Consider the following 12789-nt stretch of genomic DNA (forward strand, 5'->3'; position numbering starts at 1 on the left):
TCTCATTCCTCCTCTGTTCCCGCCCCGGCATCGCCAGGCAGGATCTTGACATAGGCCATGCGCTCGGGCCGCAGGATCCCCTGCATGGCCCGGTCGGCGTCCTCAGCGGTCAAGCCGGCCAGCATCTCGATCTGCTGGGCCACCGTCTGCCCCAGCAGGGCGAAGTCCGCCATCTGGCTGGCGGCGTCCTCCACGTTCTCCAGATTTTCCACCAGCTGGCCGTATTTTTCGTTTTTGCACAGGGTAAAGATCTCCCGGCCCACCCCCTGGCTGCGGATCCGCTCGATCTCCTCGAGCAGCAGCTGCCGGACGGTGTCGGGCTGGTCGCTCTCCCCGGTGAACAGGATGCAGCAGCACCCGTCCACCCGCAGCACTTCTCCCCCAAAGCCCGGATTGACCAGTCCCTGGTCGTAGAGGCGGCGGTACAGTCCCGACATTCCTCCGCACAGGCAGCACAGCACCAGGTCGTACAGCGCCTCGGTGCGCCCGTCCCCGGGGGCCAGGGGTTCCTCCTTGAATCCCACCCCAAAGCAGGGCTTTGCCACCGCCATATGCAGGGTCTTTTCCGTCTGCACCAGGGTCATGGGTTCATCCGCCCAGATCCGCTGGGCCGCCGGCGCTGCGGCGGGCTGATCCAGCCCGGCCCGGGCGCAGGCTTCCAGCACCTGTTCGGCGGTGATATTGCCCGCGGCCGCCAGCACCAGATTGGAAGGAGCGTAAAAGGCCCGGCAGCAGTCGTACAGCATCCCGGGGGTGATGCGGGCGATGCTCTCGCAGGTGCCCGCGATGTCGCTGCGGATGGGATGGCTGTGGTACAGGCACTGACACAGCTCGGTGATCAGCCTCCAGTCGGGGCTGTCCTCGTACATTTTGATCTCCTGGGCAATGATGCCCTGCTCCTTGGCCACCGTCTCGGGGGTGAAATAGGGATGGGTCACCATCTCCAGCAGCACGTCCAGGCTTTCCTCCACCTGGCTGGTAGCGGTGAAATAGTAGCAGGTGCGGTCAAAGCTGGTGAACGCATTGGCGTTGGCCCCGGTGCGGGCGAACTTGGCAAAGGCGTCCCCCTCCTGGTCTTCAAACATCTTGTGCTCCAGGTAGTGGGCCACACCGGCCGGCAGGGTCAGCTCCTGATCCCCCAGCCGGAAATGGACGTCGATGGAGCCGAAGCGGGCCGCCACGATGGCATGAGCGGCGGCGTAGCCCGGCATGGGCCGCACCAGCACCGTCAGTCCCGAGGGCAGCAGATAGCGCTGGTTGCCGGCACAGTCCAGCACAGCGCGCAGATGGTCAGACATAGGGCCCCTCCTTCCGTGTCAGCAGATAGCTCACCGACAGGCTGAACCGGCGCAGCACCGCCCGCACCTGGTCCTCCGTGACGGCGGCCAGGTCGGCCCGGGCCTGGGCCGGCGTGGTGATGGGGCCGCCCCGGATGATCTCCATGGCATACCAGCTCTCCAGGCCGCCCAGGGAATCCTCTACCCCTTCCAGTCCGGCGATCAGGCCCCGGCGGCAGTCCTCCAGCTCCTGGGGGGTGATGGGCCCGGTGCACAGGTCGGCCAGTTCTTCCTGGATGGCCTCCTCCGCCCGGGCGGCGTTGCCCGGCTCCACCCCGCTGTTGACGGTCATGCTGCCCGTAAAGCTCTGGAACGAGGAGGAGCAGTAGTAGCACAGGTTATCCCGTTCCCGCACATGGAGGAACAGCCGGCTGGTGACGCTCCCCCCATACAAGGCCATGGCCAGCCTGTAAGCGGCCATTTCCTTGAGATCCATGGGCCGGCCCAGGGTGAACGCCATACAGAGCTTGGCCTGCACCATGTCAAAATACTCAGTCTTATGTACCGTCTGCTGGCGGGGCATGGCCATAAAGGGGGCCACGGCCCGGGGCCGGCGGCAGACGGCGGCCAGCTCGGCCAGAAAAGCCTGCTCCACCCGCTGCGCCTGGCCGGGGGTGCAGCCCAGGACCATCACCTCGATGGCGGCGCTGTCCACCATTTCCCGGTATGCCTGAGCCAGGGCCAGGCCGTCCAGTCCCTCCACTTCCTCCAGATAGCCTTCCTGGCGGATGCCCATGGGGCTGTCCCCATAAAATACCCGGGCCGCCTGGCGCATACAGTACAGGCGTTTGTCGTTCAGTTCGTCCTCCAGAGACTGGCGCAGCATCTGCTTTTCGATGGCCACCGCCTCCGGGTCAAAGGCGCCCTGCCGGATGCAGGGGTGAAAGGCCACCCCCAGCGCCAGCTCCAAATAGGCCCCGCACAGGTCCTCCCCGGCCAGGGCAAACCGGTCCTTGATGCCGCTGACACTGATGCACAGGTTGCGGTTGGCCCCCATGGGGCGGCCGTCCACCGTCAGGTCAGCCCCATACAGCCGGGCCAGGCGCTTGGTCAGGTCGGTCATGTCGGGGCAGCCCGCGTAGCCCCGCTCCATCACAAGGGGCAGCAGGGCGTGGGCCGTGGCGGTATCCCGCCGGGCGGGAAAGGTAAAATGGATGCTGATCCGGCAGCGGTTGAGCTTTTCGGCCGGGTCATACGAGAGATGCACCCCAGGTGCAAGCTGTTTACGTTCCAATCTGTGTCCTCCTGGCCCGGGGGTTCCGGGCCGCAAAGTGGGTCAACTCAGCTGGTTGACCGCCAGGAATTCTTCCAGCGAAAGGCCGCTGGCGGCGATGCCCCGGGCGTTCTCCACCCCCACATACCGCCAGTGCCAGGGCTGGTACACCATGCCGGTGGCAGCCTGGCAATCCTGCGGCCACCGCAGAATAAAGCCGTAGTCGGCGGCGTAGGCCCGCAGCCACTGGAAAGCGTCGGTGTTTTCAAAGCCGGTGTCCAGCGAATCGTACTCCTCCGACAGGATATCGGCGGCAAGGCCGGTGCCGCTCTCATTGCAGCCGGGCTGGGGCACGATGGCCGAGGCCCGGGCCTGGGCCTCCTCCTCCGTCATCCCCTGGTCCAGATAAGCCTGTTTGCGGGCGTCGAACTGTTCCTGCCGGCGCTGCTGGTCCTGGTATCCCTCCACCAGAACCAGATGGACCCCCACCTCTCCGGCGGCCTGGGCCATCTGCCGGTAGGCCGCGGCGGCGGCAGTCTCCAGCTGCTGGCCGGTGGCGTCGTCGGCCACCGCCAGGGCGGGCTCCTGCGCCTGCTCCAGCGGCAGGTTGTTGTTGACCAGCGCCAGATAGGGGTCGCTCCCGTCAAAGACATAGCCGCTCAGATCATAGCTGGGGGCAGTGAACTCCTGCCGTCCGGCCAGCAGGCGGCTGACGCGGGGCAGCACCCACAAGATCAGCCCGGTCATCAGGCCCACCGCCAGCCCACAGACCGACAGAAAGAGGATCCAGTTGCGGATCAGGCGCAGCCTGCGCCGCCGCCGGCGGGCCAGCCACTGCTGGCGTGTCAGGCGTGGCCGGGAGGGCTGCGCCGTAGGTTGCTGTTTTTGTTCCATGTTCGCTCCATCACTTGGTATTGAGGTTTGCCCCTGCGCCGCTGGCGGGCCGGGCGGCCCCTCTGCATTTCCGACAGCCCCCGGTAACGCCGCACGGAGCTCTCAGATACGTCTTAGTATACCGCTTTTCCCGGCCCGTGTAAACGGCGGAAAGGGTGAAAAAACCATGGACAAACCCCGCCGGGCACAAAAAAGGCCGCCAACAGCGGGCGGCCGGGGGCTTTTTCAGGTTCAGTCGAACAGGCTGTCGTGGATGGCGCTGACGGCGCGGTCCGCTTCTTCCCTGTCGATGATGCAGGAGATCTTGATCTCACTGGTGGAGATCATGTGGATATTGATGTTGTTGTTGGCCAGGGCCTCGAACATACTGGCGGCCACGCCGCTGTGGCTCTGCATACCGGCGCCCACGATGGATACCTTGGCGTAGCTGTTGTCACAGCTGACCTGGTTGAATTTGGCGCTCTCCTTCAGGGCGCGCATGGCAACGGGCGCATCCCCCTGGGAGCAGGTGAAGATGACGTCCTTCTTGCCGTCGCGGCCGGTGGACTGCAGGATGATGTCCACATTGATGTTCTTCTGTGCCAGCATCCCGAAGATCTTAAAGCTCATGCCGGGCTCGTCGGGCACATTCATGATGGTGATGACGGCGACGTCGGTGTCCTTTGCAACACCCTTGATCAGCATACCTTCCATATCCTTTGCAACCTCCTTAACCAGTGTGCCGGGCATCGGATTCAGGCTGGAGAGCACCTCCAGCTCCACATTGTACTTTTTGGCCAGTTCCACGCTGCGGTTGTTCAGCACCTGCGCGCCCAGTGAGGCCAGCTCGAGCATCTCGTCAAAGGTGATCTCGGGCAGCTTGCGGGCATTGCGGACCTTGCGCGGGTCGGCGGTGTACACGCCCTCCACATCGGTGTAGATCTGGCAGCGGTCGGCGTGCAGGGCTGCGGCAATGGCCACCGCGCTGGTGTCCGAGCCGCCCCGGCCCAGGGTGGTGATATCGTCCAGCTTGTTGATGCCCTGGAAGCCGGCCACCACCACCACGCGGTTGCGGGCCAGCTCCGAGGTGATCCGCTCGGTCTCCATCCGGGTGATGCGGGCTTTGGTGTAGGCCCGGTTGGTGCGGAAACCCGCCTGCCAGCCGGTCAGGCTGGTGGCGTGGCAGCCGATCTCGTTCAGGGCCATGGCCAGCAGCGCGATGCTGATCTGCTCGCCGGTGGCCAGCAGCATATCCATTTCCCGGGCGGAGGGGTTGTGGGTGATCTCCGCCGCCTTCGCGATCAGGTCATCGGTGGTATCGCCCTGGGCAGACACCACCACCACTACGTCGTTGCCCGCGTTGTGGGTATTGGCCACGATGCGCGCCACGTTGAAAATGCGCTCGCGGTCCCGCACGGACGACCCGCCGAACTTCTGTACGATCAACGCCATATACTTGTCACTCTCCTCTTTCTCATCCTCTGTCCAAAGGCAGGGGGTCTTGCTTCCAGCTTCCCTCTACTTTGGTCATTCCACTGTGGCGCCGGTGTTGTCGGCATCCAGGCGCAGCAGTGTGAACCCTTCACATCCGTCCAGGCCCTCCAGGGCTTCCAGTCCCTGTTCCATCCCTGCATAGAAGGCCTCTGCGCCGCTGCGCTCGGCCACCGCCATGACAGTGCTGCCCGCCCCCGACACATACACGGCCAGGGCCCCGCACTGTTTTGCCAGGGCGAACACCTCTTTGGAGCCGGGCATCAGGGGGATGCGGTAGGGCTGGTGCAGGCGGTCTTCGGTGGCGATGGGCAGCAGGTCATGCCGTCCGTCGCAGAAAGCCGCGGGCAGCAGGGCCGCCCGGGACAAATTGTACACCGCGTCCTTGTGGGGCACCTGGGCGGGCAGGGCCGCCCGGGCCGCCTCGGTGAGCAATTTATAGTCGGGCACCACCGCCGCAAAGCACAGGCTGGGGTCCACGTCCCGCTTGACCGAGTAGACCTGTCCCCCCTCAAACACGCTGGACGTCAGGCCGCCCAGCAGAGCCGGGGCCACGTTGTCGGGATGGCCCTCGATGGCGGTGGCCAGGGTCAGCAGTTCCTGGGTGTTCAGCACATCCCCCAGCATCCGGTTGGCCCCCAGCAGCCCTGCGATGATGCAGGCGGAGGAGGAGCCAAGGCCCCTGGCCATGGGGATGGGGTTGGTCTGCACGATCCTGAGGGGGGGCATCTTTTTGCCCACCCGGTCGAACAGCATCCTGGCCGAGCGGTAGATGAGGTTCGTCTCGTTGCGGGGGATGCGGGTGCCGTCGGCCGCCGAGATGTCCAGCCGGTCGCTCTCCTCGAATACAGCCGTATTGTACAGGGTCACGGCCAGGCCCAAAGCGTCAAAGCCGGCGCCGACGTTGGCGCTGGTGGCCGGGACGGATACTTTGATCTTCATCTGCGGGCCCTCCCCTCTTTATTCTTCCTCGGGCAGCAGGCGCAGCACCAGCCGGACGCTGCCTCCCACCGCCTGGATCTTGCCGGCCGCCGCCTCCAAGGCGGGACCGTCGGCCCGGGCCACCCGGTAAGCGCAGCCGTCATACTGCTCCGCCACCAGCTGGCCTTCCCCGTAAATGGCCTGCACCACCGCCGGGGCGGCCCCCTCCACACGCACATAGTATGCCGCGGGGGCCGGGTCGGTGAGCATCCCTTCCGCCGGGGCGGCGGGCTGCCAGAACAGGGTATCGTGGACGCGGGCCCCGCGTTTGAGGGCGTCCACCACGTCGGCCACCACTGCGCTGGCGGTGGGCAGTTTGCCTGCGCCCTTGCCGTAAAAGACCACGTCGCCCAGCATATCGCCCCGCACCTTGACCGCGTTGAACACATCATCCACGCCGGCCAGCTGGTTGGAGCGAGGCACCAGGCAGGGCTCCACGCCGGCGGCCACCTCGCCGCCGGGCAGCAGCTTCATCCAGGCGATCAGCTTGATGACGCAGTTCAGCTTGCCCGCGGCCTGCACGTCAGCCACCGTGATGTCCCGGATGCCCCGGGTGGGGATGTTCTGGGGGTAAATGTGATGGCCGCACACCAGAGAGGCCAGAATGGCGATCTTGCGGCAGGCGTCCCGGCCGTCCACATCGTCGCCGGGGTCTTTGGTCTCGGCATAGCCCAGCTGCTGGGCGATCTTGAGGGCCTGGTCAAAGCTCATGTTCTCCCGGGCCATCTTGGTCAGCATAAAGTTGGTGGTGCCGTTGACGATGCCCTCCACCTCGGTGATGACATTGGCCGCCAGGCACTGGTGCATGGGGGTGATGATAGGGGTGCCGCCCCCCACCGAAGCTTCAAACAAAAAGGCGCAGCCATGGCTTTTGGCCAAGGCCAGCAGCTCGGCGCCATAGGTGGCCACCATCTCCTTGTTGGAGGTGCATACGCTGCGGCCGCTGGCCAGCACCTGCTTGACATAGGGATAGGCAAAGCGGGTGCCGCCGATGGTCTCCACCACCACCTTGACCTCAGGGTCGGCCAGGATCACATCGATGTTCTTGACGAACAGATGGCCGTCGGGCCGGGACGAGAAATCCCGCACATCCAGAATGTATTTGACTTCCACCGGTTCGCCGGCGCGGCGTGCAACGCTTGCGGCGTTGTGCTGCAATACCTCGTACACGCCGCTGCCCACGGTGCCAAACCCTAAAATTGCGATCTTAGCCATAAGTCTTGCCCTCGCTCCTATCCTTGCGTGATTGACAGCGTCTTACAAATCATACCCCAAACGCACCCCCACCACCGTGCTCTGGCGGGAGAGCATGGCGGCCAGCTCGTCGGGGGTCATCTGCATGGTGTCGGTGCGGATGGTCACCGCCACCTGGGCCGTGCCGTTCTCGGGGGTGGCCTGGTTGATGGTGACGATGCTGGCCCCTGCGCTGCTGATGCCGGCCAGCAAGCTTTGCAGTGCGCCGGTCTCATCCCGCAAAGTCGCCATGACGGTGATCAGCTCCCGCCCGTTCTCCGAATCGAATATGCAGTCCTTATACTTATAAAATGCACTGCGGGACAACCCCACACTGCGGGTCGCAGCCGAGATGTTCCGCGCCTGGCCGCTGGCCAGCAGTTCCTTGGCACGGATGACTTTCAAAAAGACCTCGGGCAGCACCTGGGCGTCCACCAGATAAAATCGGCGCTCCAATCTGTTCACCTCTCAAGCACAACTGTTCTCGCAGGAAATATAATAGCATCCGCCCCCCTGCATTGCAAGAGGACGGATGCGATTTTGGCAGATTGGCCAGTTTTCTGTTGTGAAGCGCCGCTCCCGTTGCCGAAATGCTCAGTCGGTGTCGATGCCGGTCGTGTCCAGCTGGGTGGGCACCACACCGCCCGAGTGGTCATAATTGCAGGTGGCAGGCAGATCGTTGGCGTTGTAGTAGCCCACCGCTGTGCCGGGGCAGCCGGAGGTGGCCAGCAGGCCGCTCTCGGTGCAGTAGCTGCGCTGGACCACGCCGTCCGCCATGGGGAACTCCTTGTACTCATAGCCTTCCTGCACCACGTTCATCAGGGCCTTCCAGGCCTCCACGCAGGTGCGGGTCCGGGCCTGGCTGCCCAGGGTGCGGGTCATGTCGTAGGGGGAGTCGTAACCCCACCACACAGCGGTCACATAGTATGGCGTACCGCCCACGAACCACAGGTCGCGCTCATCGGTGGTGGTGCCCGTCTTGCCGAAGGAACGCATATTCCCGGTGGTGGGATAGCGTCCGGCGGCGGTGCCCACACTGCTGTACAGCACGTTCTGCAGCAGCTGGTTCATGATGGTGGCGGTCTGAGGGGTCAGGGCCTGGTAGCTGGTGGCGTTGTTCTCCAGATAGATGTTGCCGTCCCGGTCCAGGATGCGGGTGTACAGATGGGGTGTGGTGTACTGCCCGTCGTAGAAGATCTGGAAGGCGGCCGCCAGGGCCATGGGGGTGACGCCGTGGGTCTGGCTGCCCATCACCATGGGGGCCAGACCGACATCGTTCACCGGGTCCAGGGTATCCAGCTGGAGGGTGTTGTAGGCAAAATTGAAGATGGTGCTGGCGCCCACCAGGTCTCCCACCCGGGCCGCAATGGTGTTCAGCGAACGGGCCAGGCCGTTCCACAAAGGCACGTCCCGGTTGTCGCCGTAGTTGCCGCCGTAGTTTTGGGGCCAGTTGCGCCAGGCGTTGGGATAGGCCCGCAGCGCCTCGTCCGACAGGCCCGACAGCCCGTGCTGGCGGCAATAGTCATCGTTGCGGATGACCATGTCGCTCTTGAGGTAGAGGGGGGAATTGTTCAGCATGGTGGACCAGTTGACCAGCCCATACTCGATGCCCAGCGCATAGGCGCCGATGGGCTTGATGGCCGAACCGGTCTGCCGGGTAACGCTGTAAGCCCGGTTGAGGGTCAGGTCCTGGGTCTTTTCGCCCAGGCCGCCCACCATGGCCACCACATTGCCGTCGTAGTCCAGCATGACCATGGCAGCCTGGGTGCGCACATTGCGGTAATAGGTCACCGTGCCGTCCTCGGCGGTGGTGGTCTTGAGGGTACCGTCGTCGTTGTAGACCGGGATATCGTCCTCCGACAGGGCGGATACCTCCTCCTCATGCCAGCCGGCCGGGAAATAGGCGTCGTCGGTGTTGAGCATCAGCTCTTCCATCTGGGTCTGGATCTTGGGGTTGACGGTGGCTTCGATGGTAAAGCCGCCGGTGTACAGCATCTGCTGGGCCGCAGCCTCGGTGATGCCCTCCTTCTCCATGATGTCCTGCACCACTTCTTCAAACAGGGCATCGGTGAAATAGGAGTTGTTGGTGGCGGTGGTGCGGGAGACATCCTCCTCTGCCAGCACCAGCGGCTGGGCGATGGCGTCCCGGTAGACTTCCTCGCTGATGATCCCCTGGTTCCACATATTGTACAGCACATAGTTGCGCCGGTTGATGAGGTTTTCGGGGTTGGTGCGGGGATTGTAGTTGGTGGGGTTGTTGGTGATGGAGGCGATGGCGGCGCATTCCCACAGGGTCAGCTGGCTGACGTCCTTGTTGAAATACTCCAGCGCCGCCGTCTGCACGCCCTGGATGGTGCCGGTGAAACTGATGGTGTTCAGGTAGGCCTCCAGGATGGTCTCTTTGGAATAGTTGCGGTACAGGGTGTACGCCCGGTAGATCTCCCGCAGCTTGCGCAGCGCGCCTTCGATGCCGCTGGCGCTGTCATCGCCGGTCAGGTTTTTGATCAGCTGCTGCTCGATGGTGGACGCGCCCTGCCTGCCGCTGTAAATGGGCACGATATACTCGTTGATCATGGCGCCCACGGTCCGCTTCAGGTTGAAGCCCGGCTCGTTGTAGAAGTCCTTGTCCTCGGTGCAGATGAAGGCATACTGCAAATAGGTGGGGATCTGCTCCAGGTCCACCCACATCCGGTGGCTGTTGCTGGAACGGAGGGTGGCATACTCCACCTGCTGGCCCGTATCCGGGTCGGTGGCCACCACGACGCTGGACTGGCTCAGCTCGATGCTGTCCAGGTTCAGCAGATCGCCGTCGTTGGCGGTGGCCTGCACCACATAGAACACCGCGCAGACCACCAGAGCACAGCCCGCCATCACGCCCAGGCAGAACAGGGTGGCGAACAGTCGGAAGATCCCCCGCAGGATGGGGTGGCCCTTCTTTTCCTTTTTGGGCCCCTTGCCGCCGGACCCTTTGCCCCCGGCAGGGGGTTCTGCAGGGCGCCGCCCGCCCCCCGAGGAGGGCGGCAGGGCTTCTTTCCTGCTGCGGGTGGTGTTCACCCTGCGGCCCGAGCCCGTGCCGGCGCTGCGGCCGGCCCCCTCGCTGTCGCTGCGGTGAATACGCCTTATCTCATTCATAGCGATCTAAACCGCCTCCTTATCCTTCTCGATCCTTTTCCCGCCCGCCGCCATGGGACGGACGAACATCTGCGGCCCTCTCTGTACGGCCGCGCGCCGCGCCTCTCCAAGCAGGCGCGGCCAAACGCAGTCAAATGGTCGGATGGAAGTATTATAACACAGTTCGCGGGTGAAAGTACAGCTCTCCGCTGTGAAAATTGGCGTCTATTGTGTGAAATGCGCCTCTTTTGCCCATACTAGGGTGTATCTGAGAAGTCCAAACATACTGCGATGTCCGCCAAAGGATGCGGATACAGGGCGGGACGGAACAGTGCTTTGGGATCTTCTACCCCGAAAGGAGCCCGGCTTTATGCGCAAACTCTGGTATTGTATCTTTTATGGCCTGTGTGCCTTCACCATCGTGTTCAGCCTGTATTGGATCGCCGCCATGCCGCCCCGGAACAGCCAGGGCAGTTCGAGCGCCCCGGGCAGCAGGGACGCGGACAGCCCGGCCCTGCGGGCAGGCAACTCCCTGTCCGGCGTCCGGGAAGAGCCCGCCGGCTATTACCTCTGCGACGAGGGGGGCCGGCTGGCGGTATACAGCTGCACCGCCGACGGGGTGCCCCGCCAGCGTCTGGAGCTGACCGATATCTATATCAACCTGCTGCCCGAACAGGACGCTTTGCAGTTCAAAGCCGGCTATCTGGTCTGGGACCGGCAGGAACTGGAGACCCTTCTGGAGGATCTGGGCGCCTGAACGGCCCCTGCCGGTTGACACAGCCCCTCCTGTTAGGTTATACTGACTTGTAAGCACCATGTAAAATGTTACAGGAGGGACTTTTCATGTCCAAGACCTATCTGATCACCGGCGCCACCTCCCCTCTGGGCCTGGCCCTGATGGAACGGCTGCTGCCCACTCTGGCCGAGGGGGACCTGATCCTGGCTCAGGGCTGCGGCGACCTGGCCCGGCTGGCCAGTCTGTGCCAGGCCCGGCCCGGCTTCATCCGCCCGTATGACGCGGACTTCACCCAGCCGCTGGCGGTGCGCGCTTTCCTCAGCGACCTGGTGGACACCTACCCCGCCCCCACCCACATCATCCACCTGCCCGGCCTGCGCCCCATCCAGACCGCTTACGCCTATTTTGACGAGGAGCGCTTTGCCGATGACCGGGCCGTCCAGCTGGACAGCGCCCTGCTGCTGTGCAAGACCTTCCTGCCCCGGATGGCCCAGGCCGGGAGCGGCCGGGTCCTGTTCCTGACCGGAGGCGTCCCCGCGGCCCAGATGGCCAGCACCGTCATCGTCAAGAGCTCTCTGGAGGGGCTGGCCCGCTCCCTGGCGGCAGAGTATGCCTCCAGCGGCGTCACCGTCAACTGCATCGCCCCCGGTCCCCTGCTGACCGAGGACACCGCCGGCGACCCCGCTGCGGTCCGTCCGGAGGAGGTGGTGCCTGCCATGCTGTTCCTGCTGAGCGAAGATGCCGCCCGGATCAACGGCGTGACCCTGCCCATCGGCGGCGGGACTGCCCTGCGCTGAAACTGCAAAAGCCCTGTCTTTCCAACAGGGCTTTTGTCCTTTTTAAGAGAAAGTTGTATTTATTTATATAAATAGTATAGAAAAGCGGTTTCAGCTTTCCAGTTCCTCCATGGCTTCCCGCATGGTATCCGCAGAAAAGAGGAACGCTCCATTCCTGCTGTATACTTCCACATGGCCGCCCACATACCGGATCTCGATGTCGCTCATCTTTTGTCTCTCCTCTCTGTACGGTGCTGGCAGGGGGCCTTTCCCCCTCCTGTTGTGTACAGAATAGCAGAACAAAAGTCCTATAATTTACACTTTCAAATCTTTTTTGGGCTTTTTTACGCAGAAAAACGCCCCCGGCGGGCTGCACCTGCGGGGGCGCGGTATTCTTTCAGTCAGATTTGCAGAGCGGCGCCGGCGGGGGCCTGCACGCGGCGGCCGGCCTGTTCGGCCTGGCGGGACTTGTCGTAGCAGTATTTGATGATAGCCTGCCGGCGGACGATGCCGATAAAGACGCCGCGGTCGTCCACCACCGGCACAAAGTTCTGGTTCATGGCGGCCTCCACCAGCTGGTCCATGCTGGTGTTCACCGTGACGGGCAGGTAATCCCGCTTGCGTTCAAAGCTGCTGATGGGGATATCTTCCGCCCCTTCGATGTCCAGCCCGTGATACCGCTTGAGCCCCCACAGGATGTCCCCTTCGGTCAGGGTGCCCACATAGCCGCCCTTCCGGTTCAGGATGGGGATGGATGCATAGCGGTTGTTCTCCCATTTTTCCAGGGTCTGACGGAGGGTGAAGTCCTCATACACATACATCAGATCCTGCTTGGGAGAGAGGAAAAACAAAATATTCATAAAAAGAGCTCCTGCTTATGTTATTTGCCGCATGGTTCATTCTTTGGGCCGCGGCATAAAGATGCCGCAGGGGTCCGCGTCCATGATGCCCGCCCCCTTTCTGTTATAATTTTAGCACTTTTACACATCGAAATAAAGTTCCGCACAGATTTTTTAGATTTTATTCACAACTGGAACT

General features: G+C 63.4%; 11 protein-coding genes. 2 read left to right on the forward strand and 9 right to left on the reverse strand.

Translation table 11 applies throughout. The annotated features are described in order from the left end of the window. Positions 1-2: 2 nt before the first annotated feature. From yfmH to B5E66_RS05595, 8 genes are all read right to left on the reverse strand, one after another. Complete coding sequence (gene yfmH / locus B5E66_RS05560) at positions 3-1298, reverse strand: EF-P 5-aminopentanol modification-associated protein YfmH (protein ID WP_087229790.1); 1296 nt, start codon at positions 1296-1298, stop codon at positions 3-5. After that, complete coding sequence (locus B5E66_RS05565) at positions 1291-2571, reverse strand: M16 family metallopeptidase (RefSeq protein WP_087229794.1); 1281 nt, start codon at positions 2569-2571, stop codon at positions 1291-1293. Before B5E66_RS05565 ends, yfmH begins: the two co-directional genes overlap by 8 nt. A gap of 42 nt (positions 2572-2613) precedes the next feature. Further along, positions 2614-3444 (reverse strand): M15 family metallopeptidase, encoded by an 831-nt coding sequence (locus B5E66_RS05570; RefSeq protein WP_087229797.1) that lies wholly within the window; start codon positions 3442-3444, stop codon positions 2614-2616. A gap of 231 nt (positions 3445-3675) precedes the next feature. Continuing rightward, complete coding sequence (locus B5E66_RS05575) at positions 3676-4875, reverse strand: aspartate kinase (protein WP_087229800.1); 1200 nt, start codon at positions 4873-4875, stop codon at positions 3676-3678. Positions 4876-4950: 75 nt separating this feature from the next. Then, a complete protein-coding gene (thrB, locus tag B5E66_RS05580; protein WP_087229803.1) occupies positions 4951-5856 on the reverse strand; it encodes a homoserine kinase in 906 nt (301 codons plus the stop codon). An 18-nt stretch (positions 5857-5874) separates the two neighbouring features. Then, entirely contained in the window at positions 5875-7110 is a 1236-nt protein-coding gene (locus B5E66_RS05585; protein ID WP_087229806.1) for a homoserine dehydrogenase, read from the reverse strand. Positions 7111-7152: 42 nt separating this feature from the next. Next, positions 7153-7593 (reverse strand): ACT domain-containing protein, encoded by a 441-nt coding sequence (locus B5E66_RS05590; RefSeq protein WP_087229809.1) that lies wholly within the window; start codon positions 7591-7593, stop codon positions 7153-7155. Positions 7594-7722: 129 nt separating this feature from the next. Then, on the reverse strand, positions 7723-10260 hold the full coding sequence (locus tag B5E66_RS05595) for a transglycosylase domain-containing protein (protein WP_087229812.1): 2538 nt from the start codon (positions 10258-10260) through the stop codon (positions 7723-7725). 349 nt (positions 10261-10609) lie between these two features. On the opposite strand from B5E66_RS05595, the gene B5E66_RS05600 reads away from it, so the two are divergent. Both B5E66_RS05600 and B5E66_RS05605 read left to right on the forward strand, forming a co-directional pair. Further along, complete coding sequence (locus B5E66_RS05600) at positions 10610-10996, forward strand: hypothetical protein (RefSeq protein ID WP_087229815.1); 387 nt, start codon at positions 10610-10612, stop codon at positions 10994-10996. Between the two features lie 86 nt (positions 10997-11082). Beyond that, a complete protein-coding gene (locus B5E66_RS05605) occupies positions 11083-11772 on the forward strand; it encodes an SDR family NAD(P)-dependent oxidoreductase (protein WP_242958104.1) in 690 nt (229 codons plus the stop codon). A 380-nt stretch (positions 11773-12152) separates the two neighbouring features. Here the strand turns inward: B5E66_RS05605 and B5E66_RS05610 are convergent, their stop codons facing one another. After that, positions 12153-12611, reverse strand: a complete 459-nt coding sequence (locus tag B5E66_RS05610) for a CBS domain-containing protein (RefSeq protein ID WP_087229821.1) — start codon at positions 12609-12611, stop codon at positions 12153-12155. Positions 12612-12789 lie beyond the last annotated feature (178 nt).

Origin of the sequence: Faecalibacterium sp. An121 (assembly GCF_002160915.1) — a bacterium.
Classification (GTDB): Bacteria; Bacillota; Clostridia; order Oscillospirales; family Ruminococcaceae; genus Faecalibacterium; species Faecalibacterium avium.